A 20954-nucleotide genomic window follows, 5' to 3' on the forward strand; every position below is an offset into this window, starting at 1 on the left:
GCTGCCAAGATGGGCGCGTGCGTCGTGCCGTGGCCCCTCTCCTCGCCGTGACCGTGGCGCTCGTGCTCGCAGACTCCGCGGTGGTGACCCTCGCGCTGCCCGACATCCTCCGACACCTGGACGCGTCCGTCGCGCAGGTCGCCTGGGTGCTGATCGCGTTCAACCTGGTGCTGGGCCTCACTGCCGTGCCGGCGGCGGTGGTCTTCGCCCGGTCGCAGCCACGGGTCGTCAGCGCCGCCGGCATCGCGGTGTTCGCCGGCTCCTCGGCGTGGTGCGCGGTGGCGCAGTCGATCGAGGTGCTGATCGCGGCACGGTGCCTGCAGGCGCTCGGAGGCGCGCTGGCGCTGGTCGGGTGCCTGGAGCTCCTGGTCGCCGTGTACGGCGAGCGTCGCGGCGTCGCCGCGTGGGTCACCGCTGGTGTGGTCGGCACCGCCATCGGCCCGTTCGCGGGCGGAGTGCTGACCGAGGTGTTCTCGTGGCAGGCCATCTTCGTGGTCCAGGTGCCGTTCGCCGCGCTGGCGGTGCCGGCCGCGCTCGCCGTGGCCGCCACACCTGATCTCACGCCGGACCGTCACCGTCCCGCGCTGCGCCCCAACCTCACCCTCGCCCTGCTCTCGGCCGCGCTCACGGCAGCGCTCTTCCTGCTGGTCCTGCTCCTGGTCGAGGGCTGGCGCCAGTCGCCGGGGGTCGCGGCGCTGACGGTCTCCGTCGTACCGGTCGCGGCGCTCGCCGCACGCCCGCTCGCCCGCCTCCTGCGGCCCTCGCACGAGGTCGAGGTCGCGTCGGGCTGCTTCCTCATCGCCGGCGGGCTGGCCGGTCTCGCGATCCTGCCGTCGGCCGACCTCGTCTGGACGATCCCGCCCCAGGCTCTGATCGGCCTGGGACTCGGCCTGACGGTCGACCAGCTCACCTCCCGGGCGATGGAGATGCGCCTCCCGCGGGTCCGGCACGCGGCGTGGACGATCAGTGCTCGCCATGTCGGCGTGGTCGTGGGGCTGATGATCCTCACGCCGGTCTTCACCGCGGACCTGCAGGACGCCCAGGTGCCGGCCCAGGAGGCGATCACGTCCTTGGTGCTCGACGCCGAGCTGTTGCCGGAGGACAAGATCTCGATCGCCGAGGCGCTGGGCGGCGAGCTGTCGCAACAGCAAGGTCGGGTGCCGGACCTGTCACACGCCTTCGCGACAGCGGACCTGCCCTCCGAGGAACGCCCCGCGGCAGCACGGCTCGAGCGCGATCTCGACGCCCAGCTGGAGCGTGCTGCCACCTGGGCCTTCAGGGACTCGTTCCTGATCGGCGCGGGACTCGCGCTCCTCGCCCTGCTGACCGTGGTCTGGCCGCACCGGCGGAAGACGCCATGACCAGTCTCTCCCGCCTCATCGGTCTGCCCCTGGTCGCGCTGGTCCTGGTGTGCGGCGTACTCGGGGTCCAGGTCGCCAGCGGCGGCGGGACGTTCGAGCCCTTGCAGCCGGCCGACCCCTGCGCCGAACGCGCGGTCACCTCGCGTGCCGACGGCATCGACGGCCTCACCGAACGACTCGTGCTGCTGGGGATCGACGGCGCGGCCTGCAGCCTCGGCGTCACCCGCGAGGCGCTGACCCTGGAGCTCGCGCAGGCCGGCACCCGCACCGACGCCGAGATCGACGCCCTGCGCGAGGGTCTGCTGGCAGCCGTCCCGCGGATGAAGGACGACGGCTCGCTGCCGCCGGCGTCGGAGCTGGTCGACGAGGCGCTCGACAACGCGGACCTCAACGGTCTCCTCGAGACTGCGATCCGCGCGATCCCGGACTCGGTCGTCGACGCGGCCCTGAAGACCGACGACGTCCTCACCCGCGCGATCGACGACCTCGATCTCCGTGCACTCCTGGCGAACCTCGACAGTCGGGACGACCTCGACGCCCAGATCCAGATCGCGATCACCCAGGCCGTGAAGGACTCTCTCGCCGCGCGCCTTCGCGACCTGCTGTGACGGCTCGCGTCACTCCCAGAAGATGCGGTCCACGACGGCCCGAGCCAGCCGCGTGTAGCGCAGCTGGTCGTTGACCATCGCGTCGGAGGACCCGGGCGGGTAGCCCAGGATCGCGGCGACGGCAGCGCGCTCACGGAGGTCGCGCGGGAGCTCGTCGGCCGGCTTGCCCCGCACCAGGGTGACCGCGTTGCGGACGCGGCTCACCCGCCGCCAGCTCTGCTGGAGCACGGCCGCATCGTCCTCACCGATGAGGTCGGCGTCGCGAGCCGCGGCCAGGGCCTCGAGGGTGCGGGAGGTCCGCAGCCCCTCGACGGCGCCGGCGTACCGCATCTGGAGCAGCTGGATCGTCCACTCGATGTCGGCGAGGCCGCCGCGACCGAGCTTGAGGTGCGTGTGCGGGTCGGCACCACGGGGCAGCCGCTCCGAGTCGACCCGGGCCTTGATCCGGCGCACCTCGCCGACGTCGTCGAGCGAGATGCCCTCGGGCGGGTAGCGCAGCGGGGCGATCAGGTCCTCGAACCGCTGCCGCAGGTCGAGGTCTCCGACGACCGCGTCGGCCCGCAGGAGCGCCTGGGCCTCCCAGACCTTGGACCACTTCGCGTAGTAGGCGGCGTACGAGTCCAGGGTGCGCACGAGGGCGCCCTGAGTGCCCTCGGGACGCAGGGCGGCATCGATCTCGAGCGCGGGATCCGGTCCGGCGAGCGCGAGCAGCCGGCGCAGCTCGTTGGCGACCGCCTGGGCGTACGCCGAGGCGACCTGCGGCTCGACGCCCGGCAGCGGGTCGTGCACGAACATCACGTCGGCGTCGCTGCCGTAGGACAGCTCGAACCCGCCGTACCGGCCCATCGCGACGATCGCCATCCGCGTGGGCGCCTCGTCGAGGCCGCGCTGGGTCCGGGCCACCCGGCCGGCGACCGCCATGGTCGCCTCCAGGGTCGCGTCGGTGAGCCGCGAGAGCCCCGCGCCGACGTCGGCCACGTCGATCTGCCCGAGCAGGTCACCGGCGGCGATCCGGAGCAGCTCGCGCCGCCGGATGCCGCGGATCGCCTTGGCCGCCACCTCGGGCTCGTGGTGGCGCCCGACCAGCGAGAGCATCTCCTCGGTCAGGGCCTCGGCACTGAGCGGCTGCAGGTCGCCGGTCAGCATCCGGACGCCCTGAGGCTCGCGCTCCAGGAGGTCGGTGGCGTAGCGCGAGGTCGCGAGGATCCGGGCGAGTCGTTCGGCGACCTGACCCTCGTCGCGCAGGGTCGAGAGGTACCAGGGCGTCGAGCCGAGCGACTCGCTGATCCGCCGGAAGCCGAAGAGTCCCGCGTCCGGGTCGGGAGCGTCGGCGAACCACGACAGCATCGCCGGCAGCAGGGTCCGCTGGATCTGCGCCGTCCGGCTCAGGCCGGAGGTGAGCGCCTCGAGGTGCCGCAGTGCGGCGCGCGGGTCGGCGAACCCGAGCGCACCGAGGCGGCGTTCGGCGGCCTCCGGGGACAGCCGGGCCTCGTCGCCGGGGATCCGCGCGACGGCAGCGAGCAGCGGACGGTAGAAGAGCTTCTCGTGCAGCCGGCGCACCTCGCGCCGGTGGTGCTGCCAGGTCTTGTCGAGGATGCCGACCGGGTCCTTGAGGAAGTTCATGCTCCGGCCGAGCCGTCGCAGCGACGCCTCGTCGTCGGGGACGACATGGGTACGCCGCAGGCCGTGCAGCTGGATGCGGTGCTCCAGGGTGCGCAGGAACGCGTACGCCTCGTGCAGCGCCTCGCCGTCCTCGCGCCCGACGTACCCGCCGTCGGTCAGCGCGGCCAGCGCGCTGAGCGTCGTGGGCGCGCGGATCGCCTCGTCGGCGCGGCCGTGCACCAGCTGGAGCAGTTGGACGGCGAACTCGACGTCGCGCAGCCCGCCCGCACCGAGCTTGAGCTGGCGCTCCGCCTCGCGGGCGGGGATGTGGTCGACCACCCGGCGGCGCATCGCCTGGGTGTCCTTCACGAACCCCTCTCGCTCGGCGGCCGACCACACCATCGGGTCGACCGTCTCGACGAACCCCCGACCCAGCTCCAGGTCGCCCGCGACGGGACGCGCCTTGAGGAGCGCCTGGAACTCCCAGGTGCTGGCCCAGCGCTCGTAGTAGCCACGGTGGCTGGCGATCGTGCGCACCAGCGGCCCGGCCTTGCCCTCGGGGCGGAGGTTGGCGTCGACCGGCCAGATCGTGCCCTCACCGGTGTGGTCGGAGCAGACCCGCATCAGGTTGCTGGCCAGCTGGGTGGCGGCCTTCGCCGCGGCGTTCTCGTCGGCGCCCTCGGCCGGCGCGAAGGCGTAGATGACGTCGACGTCGGAGACGTAGTTGAGCTCGTGCCCGCCGCACTTGCCCATCGCCAGTACGGCGAGCCGGGCCAGAGCGGCGTCCGCACCGATCCGTTGCCGGGCGACGGCCAGGGCCGCCTCGAGGGTGCCCGCCGCGAGGTCGGACAGCTCCGCCGCGGCGTCGTCGACCCCGAGGTGGTGGGTCAGATCGCGAGCGGCGAGGCGCAGCAGCAGCCGGCGGTACTCCACGCGCAGCGCGTCCACGGCCGCTGCGTCGGGGACCGTGGCGACCGGGTCGGCGTCGGCGGCGTCGGCCCCGACTGCCGACAGCAGCGACTCGCGGATCGCCCAGGCAGCGGGCCGGGTCGACCCGAGGATCGGGTCGGTGAGCTCGCGCCAGTGCTCCGGGTGCCGGACCAGGTGGTCGGCGAGTGCCTCGCTCGCGCCGAGCACGCACAGCAGCCGCATCGCGGTTCCCTCATCGTCCACGAGGGCTGTGATCAGGGTGTCCGGGTCGTCGACGACGTCGCGCAGCCGCAACAGCCCGCCGAGCGCCGCATCCGGGTCGGCGGTGCGGCCCAGCAGCGCGAGCAACGGCTCGGCGGCGTCGCCGAGCAGGCCGAGCGAGGTGAGGGCGGCGTCGGAGTCCTGGAACCCCAGTCGCAGCAGGTTGCCCTTGCTGGTCGCCGCCCGCGTCATCGCACCAGACCCGCGAAGCTCTCGGCCAGCGGCCGCCAGGCCGCGTCGAGCTCGGCTCGGGCGGCGTCGATCTCGCGCAGGAGCGCGCCGGTGTCGATGCCCCGCGTCTCGTGGCTGCCCCGGTCCTCGTCAGCCCAGGGCCGGAGCACCGCGGCGTCGACCTCCGGGTGCAGCTGCACCCCCCACATCGTCGGGGCGTAGCGAGCCGCCTGCACCTCGCCGTACGCCGTCTCCGCGAGCAGGGTCGCATCAGCGGGCAGCGCGCTGACGATGTCGTCGTTCCACTGCACCCCACGGCGGGGCGAGGCGAGCGGACCCAGCAAGGCGTCCTGCGCTGCCGCGCCGGTCCAGCCGACGTCGAGCAGACCGACCTGCTGGCCGCGCGGGTTGCGCTCCACCCGGCCGCCGAGTGCGGACGCGATCAGCTGGTGGCCCAGGCAGATGCCGAGCGTCGGCAGGCCGCTCCCCCGCGCCTCGCGGACCAGCTCCTTCACGGGGCCGAGCCACGAGTGCATCGCGTCGTCGTCGGCGCCCATCGGGCCGCCGAGGATCAGCAGGCCGTCGTACGCCGCGAGGTCGGGCAGGTCGTCACCACCGTAGGGGCGGCGTACGTCGAGCGCGCAGCCGGCCTCCTCGAGCCAGGTGCCCATCAGCGCCGGCGGGCACTCGGCGTCGTGCTCGACGACGAGCACGCGCGGGCGCTCGCTCACCGCGGCTCCCGGTCAGGGGCGACCGTGACCACCAGCAGACCGATACCGGTCACGGCGGTCAGCAGGCCGATCCAGATCGGGATCAGCGGCACCGACAGCACGAGCGTGAGGACACCCGTGACGATGCACAGCCGCTTGGCGGTCTCGGCACCCGTGCGGGTGGCCTGCAGGGCGAGGCCGCCGACCACCGAGAGGACCAGGGCGATGCAGAGGACGATCACGCCGTAGCGGAGGTACGAGCCGAAGACCAGCGGCAGCCCCAGGAACACCAGGACAGCGGCGAACCCGAGGACGACGTACAGCAGCCGCCGGATGCTCTTGGCGCGATCGGCAGTCAGGAACTCCTCGTCGGTCATCACACCACCGGGAGCATGCGCTCCCGCTCGAAGGGCGAGACCTGGCCGCGGTAGTCGTCCCACTCGGCGCGCTTGTTGCGCAGGAAGAAGTCGAAGACCTGCTCGCCGAGGGTGTCGGCCAGCAGCTCGGAGTTCTCCGCGATGCCGATGGCGTCGTACAGGCTGCGCGGCAGCGGGTCGATGCCGAGGCTCTTGCGCTCGCGCTCCGAGAGCGACCACACGTCGTCCTCGGCCTCACGCGGCAGCTCGTAGCCCTCCTCGATGCCCTTCATCCCGGCAGCGAGCACGACGGCGTACGCGAGGTAGGGGTTGCAGGCGGCGTCCAGGGAGCGCAGCTCGATGCGGGTCGACTGGCCCTTGAGCGGCTTGTACATCGGGACCCGGATCATCGCGGAGCGGTTGTTGTGCCCCCAGCAGATGTACGACGGCGCCTCGGCGCCCCACATCATCCGCTTGTAGCTGTTGACCCACTGGTTGGTGACGACGCTGATCTCGTTGGCGTGCTTGAGGATGCCGGCGATGAACTGCCGCCCGGTGCGCGAGAGCTGGTACTCCGCTCCTGCCTCGAAGAACGCGTTGTTGTCGCCCTCGAAGAGCGAGACGTGCGTGTGCATGCCGGAGCCGGGGTGGTCGGTGAGTGGCTTGGGCATGAACGACGCCCAGATGTCCTGGCTCAGCGCCACCTCTCGGATCACGGTGCGGAACGTCATGATGTTGTCGGCCGTCGACAGGGCGTCGGCGTACCGCAGGTCGATCTCCTGCTGGCCCGGGCCGCCCTCGTGGTGGCTGAACTCGACGGAGATGCCCATCGCCTCGAGCATCGTGATCGCCTCACGGCGGAAGTCGGCGCCCATGGACTGCGCGGTGTGGTCGAAGTAGCCGCTGCGGTCGACCGGGACGGGCTCGGCGCCACCCTCGGGCAGGTCCTTGAAGAGGTAGAACTCGATCTCGGGGTGCGTGTAGAACGTGAACCCCTTGTCGGCGGCCTTGCTCAGCGTGCGCTTGAGCACGAACCGCGGGTCGGCGTACGACGGGGAGCCGTCGGGCATCACGATGTCGCAGAACATCCGGGCGGTCGACGGGCCCTCGCCGCTGCGCCACGGCAGGATCTGGAAGGTCGACGGGTCGGGTTTGGCGAGCATGTCGGACTCGTAGACCCGCGCGAAGCCCTCGATGGAGGAGCCGTCGAAACCGATCCCCTCCGCGAAGGCCTGCTCCAGCTCTGCCGGAGCGACCGCGACCGACTTCAGGAACCCGAGCACGTCGGTGAACCAGAGCCGGACGAAGCGGACGTCGCGCTCTTCAAGCGCGCGGAGTACGAAGTCTTCCTGCTTACCCATGGCCGCAGCCTATTGGCTGGTCGTGGCGGCCCCGGAAGTGCGTCGCCATGCGGCCAGCCCGAGGGCACCGAGAGCCAACGGGCCGCCGATGGTGAACACCCGCCAGACGACCAGTCCGGCGACCGCCGCAGCCTCGACCTCGGCACCCCCGGCCTGGACGACGGCGGCCAGCACGAGAGCATCCACGATGCCGATCCCGGAGAACGGGAAGAGCGTGAAGGGGTACGCGAACAGGTAGGCAATGGCGACCTCCACCACCGGCACCTCGCTCGAGTCGAGGCCCACGAACCGCAACGCCATGAGCAGCATCGTCAGGTCCACCACGAGCATGGCGCTGAGCGCCAGCAGGGAGCGCGGGAAGCCCCGTCGGAACCTCGCGGCGATGTCGATCCGGAACTGCACGCAGGCGGCGGCCCACGCCTCCGGGTCGACGCGCTTGCGGACCCGGTGCGCGGCCCGCCCCGCCGTCGTACCGACCTTGCGCGCGAGCGCCTCGCTGCGGATGACGAGCATCAGCCCCACGAAGATCCCGACCGAGATGGCGACGCTGATCAGGTCCGCCCAGCGCAGACCCACCTTCCCGCCGGTCGCGGCGAGCAGCACGAAGCCGACGACGGGCGCGCCGAAGCGGACGATGTAGAACGTCAGCGTGTTCATGAGGGTGCCCGCGAGGCCCTTGGCGACCGGGACGCCCCACGACGAGAACATCGCCATCCGCAGCGCGATGTCACTCGGTGGCGGCGCGATCGTCGACATCAGGATCGCGACCTGGTCGTTCTGCGTCGCGCGGTACGCCGAGACGCCAGGGATGTAGAGCGACAGCGGCAGCGCGTTGAGCACCTGGCGGACGACCAGGACCGCCAGCAGCAGCGGGATCTGCCACCAGGCGAGGTGCGTGAGCGCGTCCCACACCTCGCTCCAGTCGACGCGCCCGACCAGGCGGACCACCATGACGGTGGCCACGAGGGCCACCGCCAGGAGGACGGCTCGGACCAGCCAGGCAGGGCGCCCGACTGCGCGCTCGCTCAGAAGTCGACCGGTTCGCGGATGATCGGACAGGTCATGCAGTGGCCACCGCCGCGACCGCGGCCGAGCTCGGCGCCGACGATCGTGATCACCTCGACGCCCGCCTTGCGGAGCAGCGTGTTGGTGAGCGTGTTGCGGTCATAGGTGAAGACCACGCCCGGCTCCAGCGCGACGGCGTTGTTGCCGCTGTCCCACTGCTGCCGCTCGGACTGGTAGACGTCGCCGCCGGTGTCGATGACCTGGATCGAGGGCAGTCCCAGCTCGCGAGCCACGACGTCCACGAACTTCGCCGAGCCCTCGTCGCGCACCTCGACGCCGGGCGCCGAGTCCGACGGCATCAGCGTGAAGGTGTGCACCGCGTCCATGATCGTCGGGTAGAGCGTGACGATGTCGCGGTCGACGAACGTGAAGACCGTGTCCAGGTGCATCGCGGCCCGCAGCTTGGGCATGCCGGCGACGATCACCCGCGTCGCCGCGCCCTGGTCGAAGAGCGCCTTCGCGACCTGGGTGATCGCCTGACGCGACGTGCGCTCACTCATGCCGACGAGCACGACGCCGTTGCCGACCGGCATCACGTCGCCGCCCTCGAACGTGGCCTGACCCCAGTCCTGGTCCGGGTCTCCCCACCACACCTTCGAGCCGACGAAGTCGGGGTGGTACTGGTAGATCCCCTTGTAGATGAGGGTCTCTTCCTTGCGCGCCGGCCAGTAGAGCGGGTTCATCGTCAGGCCGCCGTACAGCCAGCAGGTCGTGTCGCGGGTGTAGAGCGTGTTGGGCAGCGGCGGCATCAGGTACTCGCGGGCGCCGGTCGACTCGCGCGCCAGGTTGACGTAGTCCGAGCGGAAGTCGTCGGGCAGGTCGTTGGTCGCGAGGCCGCCGATCAGGAACTCCGAGAGCTCCCGCTCCGGCAGCGACTCCAGGTAGCTGCGGGTGTCGTCGACCAGGCCGAGGCCGACCTGGTTGGGGACGATCTTCCGGTCCAGCAGCCAATCGCGGGCGCCGGGCACGGCAAGGGTCTGGGCGAGCACCTCGTGCAGCTCGACGACCTCGACCCCACGCTGGGTCAGCTTGTTGACGAAGTCGGCGTGGTCGCGCTGGGCGTTCTCGACCCACATCACGTCGTCGAACAACAGCTCGTCGTTGTTGCTCGGCGTGAGCCGTCTGTGTGCGAGGCCGGGTCGGCACACGAGCACCTTGCGGAGCCGGCCGACCTCCGAGTGCACGCCGTACGTGGATGCAGGACTGGTGGGCGAGACGCTCATGGAGTTCCTTTCTCAGAGGCTGATGCGGCCGGTCCAGAGCCCGATGACTCCGATGATGCCGCCGATGACGATGAGTGCGAACAACCCGATCTCCGCGGGTGAGAAGAGCCGGCGCCCGTGCTCACTTCGGGCCTTTACGTAGAGCAGCGACGCCGGCGCGAGAATCACCGTCATCAGCAGCACGAACTTCATGCCGGCCGCGTCGAAGAGGAAGATCGTGTACGCCGTGGCCGCGCCCGCCACGATCGTCTCCTTGCGGCGGGTGCCGGCCGAGACGCCGTCGTACGACTCCCCGGTCAGGCCGAGCTTGAGCGCGTACGCGGCGGCCAGGAGGTAGGGCAGCAGCGCGAGGCTGGTGGACAGGTCGAGCATGAAGTTCAGGGCGTCGGTGACGAAGAGCGTGAGGCCCAGCAGCCCCTGCACGGCGAGCGAGGTCACCACGAGGGCGGTGATCGGCGTACCGGCCTCGTTCTCCCGGCCCAGGAATTCGGGGAAGTCGTCCTGGCGGGCCGGGATGTACATGACCTCCGCCGCCATCAGCGTCCACGCCAGGTAGGCGCCGAGCACCGAGACCACGACCGCAACACTCATGAAGATCTCGCCCCAGTGCCCCACCTGCGACTCGAAGACGCTGACCATCGAGGGTTGCCGGGCACCGGCCAGCTCAGGCTGCGGGACGACCGCATAGCTCGACAGCGTGACGAGAGCGAAGATCGAGAGCACGCTCAGGAAGCCCATCACCGTCGCCTTGCCGACGTCCTCGCGCTTCTTGGCGTAGCGCGAGTAGACGCTCGCGCCCTCGATGCCGATGAAGACGAACGTCGTGATCAGCATCGTGTTGCGGACCTGCTCGTTGAGGTTGCCGAGGTCGCCGTACCCGGTGGCGGTCCAGTTGTCGGCGAAGACGCCCGCGTCGAAGTAGAAGAACATCACGACGATGAAGACCAGGATCGGGATGACCTTGAAGACCGTGACGATCTGGTTGATGACGGCGGCGTCGCGTACGCCCCGTGCGATCAGGTAGTGGAAGAACCAGACTCCAACCGTGCCGAGAGCGGCGGCGAGGATGGTGTCACCGTCACCGAAGCCGTCGAAGAACGCGCCGAGCGTGGCGCCGATGAAGACCCAGTAGAAGGTGTTGCCAGCGATCGAGCTGGCCCAGAAGCCGATCGCGGAGTTGAAGCCCGCGTAGTCACCGAAGCCCGCTTTGGCGTAGATGAAGACACCGGAGTCGAGCTCGGGTTTGCGGATCGCGAGCGTCTGGAAGACGAAGGCCAGCATCAGCATGCCGGTGCCGGCGATCACCCACGCGATCAGCGACCCGAGGATGCCGGTCGCGACGCCGAAGCGGGCCGGCAACGAGAAGACCCCCGCCCCGACCATCCCGCCGACCACCATGGCGGTCAGCGTCGGGACGCTCATCCTGGCGACGGCGCCCCCCGCGGGTGCCTCTTCCGTCTGAGTGCTCATGCGGGGTCCCTGCGGAAGTGTGGGCTGGAGAAGCGGAGCGGGGGAAGCCCGCAGTTTCGTGGGGGGTTCATGCGGGGTCCTCCTGGAGCTCGGTGGGCTCGATCTTCTCGATCTTGAATCCGGTGATGCCGTACAGGACGCTCAGTGCAGGACTGGCATAGCAGAAAACGGCGTACGGCAGGTAGAGCAGTGTCGACACGCCCAGGGTCGCGCCCATGAACGCTCCGCAGGAGTTCCACGGCACCAACGGCGACGTCACGGTGCCGCTGTCGGCAGCGAGCCGCGACAGGTTCGTGGGCGCCAGCCCGCGGCGGGCGAACTCGGCGCGGAAGATCCGGCTCGGCAGCACCAGCGCGATGTACTGGTCGCCCGCGACGACGTTGAGCCCGAAGCCGCAGGCGAAGACGGTGACGTAGAGACGCCCCGTCGTCGTCGCAGCGGCGATCATCGGGTGCACCAGCCGGTTGATCAGGCCGAACTCCTCGAGCATGGCTCCGAACGTCACCGCGCCGAGGATCAACCAGATGGTGAGCAGCATGCTGTCCATGCCGCCACGCGAGAGCAGCCGGTCGACGTCGGGGATGCCCGAGTTGATCGAGAACCCGTTGGCCATCGCCGACCAGACCGCCTTGAGGGACTCGACGACCACGTTGCCGCTGCCGGCGACGAAGTCGGCGTACACGTCGGGCTGGAGGAAGGCGCCGAGCACGCCCGCGAAGAGGGTAGCGGCCAGCAGGGCGAGCGACGCCGGCACCTTGCGGATCGACATGAAGGCGAGCAGTACGACGGGCAGCAGCGCCAGCGGGGTGATGTTGAAGATCTGGTTGAGCTTGTCGAGGTCCGAGGTGGTCTCGGCGTCGGTCACCGTGTCGGGACCGGTCACGCCCAGGATCAGGAAGACGACGAAGGCGATGACGAACGCCGGGATCGACGTCCAGATCTGGCGTTTGATGTGCTCGTAGACGTCGACCTTCACGATCTGCGCCGTCAGGATCGTCGTCTCCGAGAGCGGTGAGGTCTTGTCGCCGAGGTACGCACCCGAGATGACGGCGCCAGCAGTGATCGCCGGTGAGACCCCGATCAGCGTCGCGATGCCGACCAGACCCACGCCGATCGTGGCCGCCGTCGTCCACGAGCTGCCGATGCTCAGCGCGACGACGCCGCAGATCAGCGCGGTGGCGGCGTAGTACCAACCCGGCGAGAGCACCTGGATGCCGTAGTAAACGAGCGTCGGGATGGTCCCACTGAGGTTCCAGACGCCGATCAGGGCGCCCACGGCGAAGAGGATGAAGATCGCACTGGTCACCGACGCGATGGCACCCTTGCCGGCCTCCTGGACCGAGCTGAACGGGTGGCCGTTCTTCATCGCGATCAGCGCCGCGACCGCGCAGCACAGCAGCAGCGCGACCTGGATCGGCCCGTCGAGCGCGTCGAGGCCGAAGAGCGCCAGCGCCCCGGCGATCAGGCACGCCAGCGTCGCCAACGGCAGCAGCGCGTCGGCCAGCGTCGGCTCCCTGAGCCCACTCGGGCCCTCGCTCTGCGGCACGCTTCCTCCTGTGCCCGGCCACACATCCCCGAGCAGGACGATGGTGACCCAGGAGAGGTCCCACCGCCTCACCCGGTCCGGGCGAAACCGGCACCGCGGTGGTTGGGAGGCCGGGGGCGATCCCCGACATGATCGTACTGGCCGGTCACCCCGGCGAGGTACGGCGCTCTGGGTCCGTGAGCACGTTCTGCACCCGCTGCCACAGGTCCACACAGACGATCCCGCCACTCGCTCGGCCGCGTGGTTGCCATCATCCGTCTCTCCTCCTTCGACCGTTGCAGCGCGCGGGCGTGCACCCGCTCGCCCTTGCGGCGTGACTCAAACTCCGCGACCGACCCCAGCACTTGCGCCCGCAGGATGCCCTCGGCGGTGGTCAGGTCGATGTCGCCGCCGCCCATGTGCGCGACGATGCGCGCGTGGGGCACCCGTCGCGCCATGGGAGCGAGCAACGCGCCTTCAGCGCGGTGAGGACCCGAGCGGCAGCGTGGCGACCGTGTGCCACGAGTCCGGCTGATCGGTGCCGGCGATAAGGAGGCCATGATCGATGTGAGCGGTGAAGGGCAGCTTGCTGCTGACGTCGACCTCGGCCGCCCTGAGCTCCTTGGCGGAGCCCCGACGAGACTCACCGACGGTGAGGTGCGGTACGACGTCGTCGTGCTCGCCGCCGTACGGCTTGTGGGCAGGGAACTCGGCCGCGACGGCGCTCGTGAGGTCACGGAGCACCTGCGCACGGTCCGGCCTCAACCACAAGACGTCCTGGCCGAACCAGCCGCACTCGGTGAACGTGCAGTCGAAAGGAGCCGTCGCGGCGAAGACGGCCGCCAGTCGCGCGACCGCGGCGCCATCCACGTCCGAGGGCGCGACGAACGGGAAGAGGATGGTGATGTGGGCGGGCACGCCCCAGGGCGCGGCGGTGTCGAGGCGCATCCGGTGGTGCCCGACGACCGGCTCGGCAACGCTCACCGGGATGATCACCGCGGTCTGGCTCGGAAGGCTCACGTGGTCCTCAGAGTCCGTTGAGCTCGTCGACCACGTCGAAGAGGTCACCGCGGTCGTAGAAGTCGACGGCGACGTAGTTGGGCAGCAGGCCCCGCTCCCCTTCGCACTCGCGCGCTCGGGTGAGCAGCACGTCGCTGGCGTTGACCCGCTCGGCGTTGGTCACCTCGGCGGACTTGTCGGTGATCCAGTGGTTGAGCAGGAAGAGCGATGCGTCGGGGTTACCGCGGTTGGCGGCGCAGCTGCCCGGGGATCCCAGCTGAGCCGGGCGCCGGAAGAGGAACGGCGTGTCCTGAGACTGTTCGAAGCCCGGCAGTAGCCAGGGGTACGCCGTGCCACCGCCCTCGTTCTCCATCAGCACCACGAGACGCTTGCCAGACGCGATCATGGCGCCTAGTGTCGGCCAGTCGCCGTCGTCGGCCGGGGTGTAGACGGACGGGAGCAGTCCGGCCTGCTCGATCAGCTCGGCAGTGTCCGCGGGACTGACCTGGTCCTGCACGAAGAGCGTGACCACCTCGCGAGGATGCGCGTCGAGCCAGGTGCGCACCTCGCGCAGGCTCTCGAGCCACGGCGTCGCGCCCAGCTCGCACAGACCGTGGCACAGGTAGACCCCGACCGGTCCGCGCGGAGTGAGGCCGACGGCGTTCCGGAGTCGCAGCGCGCTGGCCACGGCCGCGTCGCCGAACGACTGTCGCGCCTCCGCGACGGCCGCGGCCCGATCCTCGTCGGTGTTGGCGATGACGCCGGCGCGGTCGGTGCCCCGGCCGTACCAGCTGTCGATCAGCAGCGCTCGTACGCCGTGGTCCAGCTGGTCGACGATGCCGTCGGGCTGCTCCGGGAAGAACCAGCCCTCGCTCGCGGCCGCCATCGAGTTGTGGGTCGCCGGGTAGGCGACCTCGTCGTACGCGCGGTCGCACAGCTCGACGTGCCCGTTGCAGGCGGCGCCCGGAGTCGGGCCGGCCGCCGCCAGGTCGTGGTCGGACGGGAGCGCGACGACCACGATCCCGACGACGAGAGCGACGGCGGCGCCGATCCCCCAGGTACGACGATGGTCGAGCCCGCGCACGAGCGCGACGAGCAACGACCCGGCACCCACGATGATGAGCACCGCACCCACCGCGACCAGCGCTGCCGTCACCACGCGGACCGGTTGAAGCACCAAGGCGACACCGAGGGCGACGACCACGGCGGCGTGGGCGGTGAGGGTGAGCAGTCCGGCAGCCGGGTCGAAGAAGGCTCGTACTCGCTCCAGGCTCAGCTGCGGGCGCGACGAGATGCCGGCCGCCACCGTCAGCAACCCGCCCAGCGCGACCGTGAGCGCGGCGGCCACCCAGAACGCCCCGACGAGCTCGCCCCAGACGGCGTTGCGCACGGCACCGTCGAGGGTGCCGGTGTCGCCACGGCCGGCCAGGACCCCGGCCACCACGAGCAGGCCGGCGACGACCAGCCCGGCGGCGGTCACGCCGACACCGGTGGCCCTGGCCGCCGCTCTCACCCGGAACCGCGCCGATCCGGCCAGCACCAGCAGGCCGAGCAACGGCCCCAGCCAGGAGAGGATCTGGACCAGGTGGGCGGAGTCGATCGCGTGGGGTGAGTACTCATGCCCGCCGAAGTCGGAGAGCAGCACGTCGAGGTCCGCCGGGATCGTGGCGTTCACCTCGGGAGCGGCCGCCGCGACGATGCCGATGACCACCGCGGCCACGTCGGCGAGCCGGAGCACGACGGCGTCGCTGTCGCCGAGCACCAGTGCGTCGTACAGCGGTGCGACCGCGGTCCGCACGACCGGCCCGAGCGCCGGGCTCGCGACGACGCTCGCGGCGGTCGACTCGATCAGCGGCCGCACCGCCACGAGGTCGGGCTGCTGCTCGAGCAGCCGATCGGTGAGGAGTACGGCGACCTGGCGCGCGACGTCCGGATCGGAGCGTACGGCGTCCACGTGCGACGCGAACCGGTCGGCGTCCAGCACCTCCCGGTTGACGACTCCGGCGACCACACCGACGGCGACGAGCAGCGTCCCGAGACAGATCAGGATGCTGCGCTTCACTCGCGCGGGACCGACTCGATCTGGGCCAGCCAGGCCGCCGGCCCGGCATCCGAGGGCATCCGCCAGTCGCCGCGCGGCGACATGGTGCCGCCGGAGCTCACCTTGGGTCCGTTGGGCAGCGCGGAGCGCTTGAACTGGCTCGAGAAGAACCGCTTCGTGAAGACCTCGAGCCAATGCCGGATCTCGCCGAGGTCGTACGACGTGCGCCGCTCGTCGGGGAAGTTCGGTGGCCACTCGCCGACCGAGGCGTCGCGCCACGCATGCCATGCGAGGAACGCGATCCGGCTCGGCAGCGCACCGCGGCGCAGCACGTGGAAGAGGGTGAAGTCCTGCAGCGCGTACGGGCCGACCGACGCCTCGGTCGACTGCGGCAGCTGGTCCTCGCGCGTCGGGATCAGCTCCGGGGTGATCTCCTGCTCGACGATCTCGAGGAGCACCTCGTTGGTGTCGTCCTCGAACTGGCCGCTCGCCGCGACCCAGCGGATCAGGTGCTGGATCAACGTCTTCGGGACTCCCGCGTTGACGTTGTAGTGCGACATCTGGTCGCCGACGCCGTACGTGCACCAGCCCAGCGCGAGCTCGGAGAGGTCGCCGGTCCCGAGCACGATGCCGCCGCGGTGGTTGGCCAGCCGGAAGAGGTAGTCGGTGCGAAGGCCGGCCTGGACATTCTCGAACGTGACGTCGTAGACCTCCTCACCCTCGGCGAACGGGTGGTCGAGGTCGGCCAACAGCTGGCGCGACGCGGCCTGGATGTCGATCTCCTCGAAGTGCACCCCGAGCGACTTGGAGAGCCGCGTGGCGTACGACTTCGTGGTCTCGCCGGTCGCGAAGCCCGGCAGCGTGAAGGCGTGGATGTCCTCACGCGAACGCCCGAGCCGGTCCATCGCCTTGGCGGCGACGATCAGCGCGTGGGTGGAGTCGAGGCCACCGCTGACGCCGATCACGACCTTGGGCTGGCCGATCGCGTGCAGCCGCTGCTCGAGCCCGGAGACCTGGATGTTGTAGGCCTCGTAACAGTCCAGGGCGAGCCGCTCGGCCTCGTCGGGCACGAACGGGAACCGGTCGACCTTGCGCAGCAGCCCGATGTCGCCGACCGGTGCCCGCAACTCGAAGGACACCGTGCGGAAGGCACCGATGCGGCCGTCGTGCGTACGCCGGTTGTCGTCGAACGTTCCCTGGCGCAGCCGGTCCTGCCGGATCCGGTCGAGGTCGACGTCGACCACCGTACGGCGAGCGCCCTCGGGGAACCGCTCGGACTCCCCCAGCAGGTCGCCGCACTCGTAGACCATCGTCTGGCCGTCCCAGGACAGGTCGGTCGTGGACTCGCCCTGACCGGCGGCCGCGAAGACGTACGCCGCCGTGCAGCGAGCGCTCGCGCTGCGGACGAGCAGCCGGCGATCCTCCGCACGCGCGACGGTGATCGGGCTGCCGGAGAGATTGGCGAGCACGGTGGCACCGGCGAGCGCGGCCTCGGCGCTCGGCGGGATCGGTACCCACATGTCCTCGCAGACCTCGACGTGCAGCCGCAGGCCGCGTACGTCGGTCGCCTCGAAGATGAGGTCGGGGCCGAACGGCACCTCGGCTCCCCCGAGCCGGATGCTGCTCCCCCGGCGGTCGTCGCCAGGAGCGAACCACCGGCGCTCGTAGAACTCGCGGTAGGTCGGCAGGTAGGACTTCGGCGCGACACCGAGCACCCGGCCGGCCTGGATGACGACGGCGCAGTTGATCACCCGGGTGCCGTGCATCAGCGGAGCGCCGACGACCAGCACCGGGCGCAGGTCCGTCGTACCGGCGACCAGCTCTGCGATCGCCTCCTCGACGCCCTGCAGCAGCACGTCCTGCAGGAAGAGGTCGTCGATCGAGTAGCCGGTCAGCGAGAGCTCCGGGAAGACAGCGACCGCCACACCCTCCTCGTGGCACTCCCGCGCCTGCTCGATGATCGCGCGCGCATTGGCGGCCGGGTCGGCGATGACGACCGGGAACGTGCACGCCGCGACGCGCGCGAAGCCCTGGGAGTAGGCGGAGTAGAAGTCCACGGTTCGAGTCTAGGGCTGCGCCGCCACGCTCATGACCCGAGCAGCCCGGTCGCGAAGACGGCGCTGAAGGACTTCTCCCAGCAGGAGATGCGCGACAGCGCACCGGTCTCGACATTCCAGGTCACGAGGTACTCCTTGGGAGATCCTTCGGGCAGCACCGTGAACGCCACGGTGTCGTCGTCGAGCCAGGCGACCGGCCGCAGCTCCTCCGCGTGCACGTAGTAGTCGTGGTCATCCGGCACCGGTAGGTAGCCGCGGGTCTCGAACGTCTCCCGGTCCACGGCGATGAGCCCGTCCCGGTCGGCCACGCCTCGCTCGTCATCGAAGAGCACGTTGGCGCGCGCGAAGGCGATCTCGTTCGTACCGACCGCAGGCAGGACCAGGCCGTCCAGCGGTCCGGTGGCCCAGCGCGCCCCCTCCCGGCCTTCGTGCCACTCGATGACCTGCCGGGGCACGGTGGCGACCACTGCCCCTTCCGGCCCGACTGCGAACTGACCAACGTCGAGAGGGAACGGCAGCTCCTCGACGTCACCGCTCGGCAGATCGACGCGGACCGCGCTGTTCCAGTCGCGGCCGATCAGGCCCGAGCCGTCTGGAAGCCAGGTCACCTGCGGCGCCTCGCCGGACACCCGCGTGTGCCGGACCTGCTCCCAGTCCCCGTCCAGGGTGCGCCAGAAGAACCCGCTGATCCCGACTGCGGCCAACTGCGTGCCATCGGGAGACAGCGAGACGATGCGCCTGTCGCCGAGCCCGTCCGGCAACGGCAGCTCGGCCATCACCTCGTCTCCACCTACCAACCGCGCCCGTTCACCGTCATCGAGCACGGCGACCGGGCGGGTCACGACACCGGGCACGAGAGACTCCATCACCCGGGGTACGCCGAGGTCGGTGACCGGCAGTCCCTCGACGGTTCGTGGGTCCCACACCGGCTGGATCCGGGACGGGTCGATGGCGGGCGCGGTCGCGACGCCCTGGGTGGGGCTCGGCGACGGGCTCAGCACCGGTGGCTGGTCGACCCGGGCGCCGCCGGTCGTGAGCTCGACGGAGACGACGACGGCCACCACTGCGGCGGCAGCGGCAACCGCGGCGACAACACCACGGTTGCGGGCTCGTCGGCGGCGGGCACCCGTCAGCGCACGAGCAGCCAGGTCGGGACCGTCGATCCGGTCCGTTGCCCGGTGCAGCAGGTCATGGAGCTCGGTCACGGTGGTCCTCCGATCAGGTCGAGCAGCTCGGGTGCGCCGTGGCGCAGGCGGGCGAGCGCCGCCGCGTTCTGGCTCTTGACAGTGCCGACACTCACGCCGAGGACGGCCGCGGTGTCGTGCTCACTGAGGTCGTCGAAGTGCCGCAGCACCACCACGGCACGCTGCTTGGGGGTGAGCCGGTCGAGCGAGCGCCGTACGACGAGGGCGGCCTCCGCATCGCTGGACACGGCCGCCAGCTCGCGGGGCGTCGGCATCGGGACGTCGCGTCGCCGGCGCCACCAGGAGATGTTGTCGCGCACGATGATCGTCCGGGCGTACGCCGTCGGGTTGCCGTCGTGCAGCCGCGCCCAGCGCAGCGCGACCTTGACGAGCGCCTCCTGCACGAGGTCCTCGGCCCGGTGGAGGTCACCGGTGAGCAGGTACGCCGAGCGCAGCAGCCGGCGCTCGGCACCGACCGCCCACGCGGTGAACCCCTGCTCGTCCATCAACCTCCTCGCCGCCCTGTCCCAGAGGGAGAACGCTCGCAGCATGCTCTCGGGTTGGGGCGACTTCCGATGAGTTCTCCGGACAACCCCGGTCTGAGCCGTATGCCCGAGATCAGCACCTGCCTGTGGTTCGACGACAACCTGATGGAGGCGGTCGAGTTCTACACGAACGTCTTCCCGAACTCCGAGGTCCGCGGAGTCTCCCACTACGATGACGGCCGCGTGCTGGCCGCGGAGTGGACTCTCGACGGCCAGCCCTTCCGCGGCATCAACGGCGGGCCGGTCCATGCCGGCTTCACGGAGACGATCTCGCTGAGCGTCAACTGCGCCGACCAGTCCGAGGTCGACTACTACTGGGACACCCTGGTGGCCGGCGGTCGCCCGGACAGCTGCGCGTGGCTCAAGGACCGTTTCGGCCTCTCCTGGCAGATCGTGCCGGTGCGTCTGTACGAGCTGCTGTCGGACCCAGATCCCGTGCGTGCCCAGGCGGCGACGGCGGCGATGATGGAGATGCAGAAGATCGTCATCGCCGACCTCGAGGCTGCCGCCGCCCGTGCGTGACGAGGCACACAGGGTTCGAACCGTCGTACCGGGACTAGCCTGAACAACGGTCCGTGGACTCCATCAGGGAGCCGCGAGATGACGTTTCAGGGAGAGAACATGAGCGAGGAGACGGCGCCGTACGGCACCGGTCCGGCCAAGCAGCAAGGGGCGGCTGCGATCAAGCGGATCCGCACCCACCACCTGCGCGAGATGAAGCAGCGCGGCGAGAAGTTCGCGATGCTCACGGCCTACGAGCAGTACGCCGCGCAGACCTTCGACGAGGCCGGCATCGAGGTGCTGCTGGTCGGCGACAGCGCGTCCAACAACGTCTTCGCCAACGAGACCTCGCTGCCGGTGACGGTCGACGAGCTGATCCCGCTCGTCCGTGCGGTCACCCGCTCGGCACATCGCGCTCTGGTCGTGGCTGACCTCCCGTTCGGCTCCTACCAGGCCTCCCCGGAGCAGGCCTATCTGACCGCCGTGCGGTTCATGAAGGAGGCCAACGCGCACGCCGTGAAGCTCGAGGGCGGCGCCGAGATGGCCCCTCAGGTCCGCAAGCTCACCGAGGGCGGCATCCCGGTGATGGCCCACATCGGCTTCACCCCGCAGTCCGAGCACAACCTGGGCGGCTACCGGGTGCAGGGACGCGGCGACGCCGCCTCGCACGTCATCGCCCAGGCGAAGGCGATGGAGGAGGCCGGCGCGTTCGCCGTCGTGATGGAGATGGTCCCGGGCGACGTCGCCGCCGAGGTGACCGCCGCGGTCGGCATCCCCACCATCGGTATCGGGGCCGGCCCCGGCTGCGACGGGCAGGTGCTGGTCTGGGGCGACGCGTTCGGCTTCCGCACCGGCAAGATGGCCCGCTTCGTCAAGCAGTACGCCGACGTGCACGGCGTACTGCTCAAGGCGGCGCAGGAGTACGCCGCGGACGTGAAGGCAGGGACGTTCCCGGCTGACGAGCACACGTTCTGAGGTCGAGGC

General features: G+C 70.6%; 17 protein-coding genes. 4 read left to right on the top strand and 13 right to left on the bottom strand.

The window, feature by feature from the left end; translation table 11 throughout:
- Positions 1-17: 17 nt before the first annotated feature.
- Both ABEA33_RS21980 and ABEA33_RS21985 read left to right on the top strand, forming a co-directional pair.
- Positions 18-1361 (top strand): MFS transporter, encoded by a 1344-nt coding sequence (locus tag ABEA33_RS21980; protein WP_345529193.1) that lies wholly within the window; start codon positions 18-20, stop codon positions 1359-1361.
- A complete protein-coding gene (locus ABEA33_RS21985) occupies positions 1358-1969 on the top strand; it encodes a hypothetical protein (protein ID WP_345529194.1) in 612 nt (203 codons plus the stop codon). The genes ABEA33_RS21980 and ABEA33_RS21985 overlap by 4 nt, the downstream gene beginning before the upstream one ends.
- Before the next feature lie 9 nt (positions 1970-1978).
- Here ABEA33_RS21985 and ABEA33_RS21990 read toward each other — a convergent pair whose 3' ends face one another.
- The 13 genes from ABEA33_RS21990 to ABEA33_RS22050 form a co-directional block, all read right to left on the bottom strand.
- The gene (locus ABEA33_RS21990; RefSeq protein ID WP_345529195.1) at positions 1979-4954 is read right to left on the bottom strand and encodes a bifunctional [glutamine synthetase] adenylyltransferase/[glutamine synthetase]-adenylyl-L-tyrosine phosphorylase; all 2976 of its coding nucleotides are present in this window, start codon (positions 4952-4954) and stop codon (positions 1979-1981) included.
- On the bottom strand, positions 4951-5664 hold the full coding sequence (locus tag ABEA33_RS21995) for a type 1 glutamine amidotransferase (protein WP_345529196.1): 714 nt from the start codon (positions 5662-5664) through the stop codon (positions 4951-4953). The genes ABEA33_RS21990 and ABEA33_RS21995 overlap by 4 nt, the downstream gene beginning before the upstream one ends.
- Complete coding sequence (locus tag ABEA33_RS22000; protein WP_345529197.1) at positions 5661-6020, bottom strand: hypothetical protein; 360 nt, start codon at positions 6018-6020, stop codon at positions 5661-5663. The genes ABEA33_RS21995 and ABEA33_RS22000 overlap by 4 nt, the downstream gene beginning before the upstream one ends.
- A complete protein-coding gene (gene glnA / locus ABEA33_RS22005; RefSeq protein ID WP_345529198.1) occupies positions 6020-7360 on the bottom strand; it encodes a type I glutamate--ammonia ligase in 1341 nt (446 codons plus the stop codon). The genes ABEA33_RS22000 and glnA overlap by 1 nt, the downstream gene beginning before the upstream one ends.
- Before the next feature lie 9 nt (positions 7361-7369).
- A complete protein-coding gene (locus ABEA33_RS22010; RefSeq protein WP_345529199.1) occupies positions 7370-8332 on the bottom strand; it encodes a lysylphosphatidylglycerol synthase domain-containing protein in 963 nt (320 codons plus the stop codon).
- A 53-nt stretch (positions 8333-8385) separates the two neighbouring features.
- Positions 8386-9648 (bottom strand): arginine deiminase, encoded by a 1263-nt coding sequence (locus tag ABEA33_RS22015; RefSeq protein ID WP_345529200.1) that lies wholly within the window; start codon positions 9646-9648, stop codon positions 8386-8388.
- Between the two features lie 12 nt (positions 9649-9660).
- Positions 9661-11118: a basic amino acid/polyamine antiporter gene (locus ABEA33_RS22020; RefSeq protein ID WP_345529201.1), complete on the bottom strand. Its 1458-nt coding sequence runs from the start codon at positions 11116-11118 to the stop codon at positions 9661-9663.
- 67 nt (positions 11119-11185) lie between these two features.
- On the bottom strand, positions 11186-12664 hold the full coding sequence (gene nhaC / locus ABEA33_RS22025; protein ID WP_345529202.1) for a Na+/H+ antiporter NhaC: 1479 nt from the start codon (positions 12662-12664) through the stop codon (positions 11186-11188).
- Between the two features lie 456 nt (positions 12665-13120).
- Complete coding sequence (locus ABEA33_RS22030) at positions 13121-13663, bottom strand: 2'-5' RNA ligase family protein (RefSeq protein ID WP_345529203.1); 543 nt, start codon at positions 13661-13663, stop codon at positions 13121-13123.
- Positions 13664-13670: 7 nt separating this feature from the next.
- A complete protein-coding gene (locus ABEA33_RS22035; RefSeq protein WP_345529204.1) occupies positions 13671-15704 on the bottom strand; it encodes a phosphoinositide-specific phospholipase C-related protein in 2034 nt (677 codons plus the stop codon).
- A complete protein-coding gene (locus ABEA33_RS22040) occupies positions 15701-17740 on the bottom strand; it encodes an NAD(+) synthase (protein ID WP_345529205.1) in 2040 nt (679 codons plus the stop codon). The genes ABEA33_RS22035 and ABEA33_RS22040 overlap by 4 nt, the downstream gene beginning before the upstream one ends.
- A 29-nt stretch (positions 17741-17769) precedes the next feature.
- Positions 17770-18945: a hypothetical protein gene (locus ABEA33_RS22045; RefSeq protein WP_345529206.1), complete on the bottom strand. Its 1176-nt coding sequence runs from the start codon at positions 18943-18945 to the stop codon at positions 17770-17772.
- A complete protein-coding gene (locus tag ABEA33_RS22050) occupies positions 18942-19430 on the bottom strand; it encodes a SigE family RNA polymerase sigma factor (protein WP_345529207.1) in 489 nt (162 codons plus the stop codon). The genes ABEA33_RS22045 and ABEA33_RS22050 overlap by 4 nt, the downstream gene beginning before the upstream one ends.
- Before the next feature lie 69 nt (positions 19431-19499).
- Between ABEA33_RS22050 and ABEA33_RS22055 the strand changes: the two genes are divergently transcribed.
- Positions 19500-19991: a VOC family protein gene (locus ABEA33_RS22055; RefSeq protein WP_345529208.1), complete on the top strand. Its 492-nt coding sequence runs from the start codon at positions 19500-19502 to the stop codon at positions 19989-19991.
- 99 nt (positions 19992-20090) lie between these two features.
- Positions 20091-20945 carry a 3-methyl-2-oxobutanoate hydroxymethyltransferase gene (gene panB, locus ABEA33_RS22060; RefSeq protein WP_345529209.1) on the top strand — a complete coding sequence of 285 codons (855 nt, stop codon included), beginning with the start codon at positions 20091-20093 and terminating at the stop codon, positions 20943-20945.
- Positions 20946-20954 lie beyond the last annotated feature (9 nt).

Source organism: Nocardioides endophyticus (genome assembly GCF_039543845.1).
In the GTDB taxonomy this organism is placed as follows: domain Bacteria; phylum Actinomycetota; class Actinomycetes; order Propionibacteriales; family Nocardioidaceae; genus Nocardioides; species Nocardioides endophyticus.

Coding starts and splice junctions, on each gene's coding strand:
- ABEA33_RS22020 (WP_345529201.1), bottom strand. CDS start 11,118: ATGAGCACTCAGACGGAAGAGGCACCCGCGGGGGGCGCCGTCGCCAGG.
- ABEA33_RS22000 (WP_345529197.1), bottom strand. CDS start 6,020: ATGACCGACGAGGAGTTCCTGACTGCCGATCGCGCCAAGAGCATCCGG.
- ABEA33_RS21990 (WP_345529195.1), bottom strand. CDS start 4,954: ATGACGCGGGCGGCGACCAGCAAGGGCAACCTGCTGCGACTGGGGTTC.
- panB (WP_345529209.1), top strand. CDS start 20,091: ATGAGCGAGGAGACGGCGCCGTACGGCACCGGTCCGGCCAAGCAGCAA.
- ABEA33_RS22050 (WP_345529207.1), bottom strand. CDS start 19,430: ATGGACGAGCAGGGGTTCACCGCGTGGGCGGTCGGTGCCGAGCGCCGG.
- ABEA33_RS21985 (WP_345529194.1), top strand. CDS start 1,358: ATGACCAGTCTCTCCCGCCTCATCGGTCTGCCCCTGGTCGCGCTGGTC.
- glnA (WP_345529198.1), bottom strand. CDS start 7,360: ATGGGTAAGCAGGAAGACTTCGTACTCCGCGCGCTTGAAGAGCGCGAC.
- ABEA33_RS22015 (WP_345529200.1), bottom strand. CDS start 9,648: ATGAGCGTCTCGCCCACCAGTCCTGCATCCACGTACGGCGTGCACTCG.
- ABEA33_RS22055 (WP_345529208.1), top strand. CDS start 19,500: ATGAGTTCTCCGGACAACCCCGGTCTGAGCCGTATGCCCGAGATCAGC.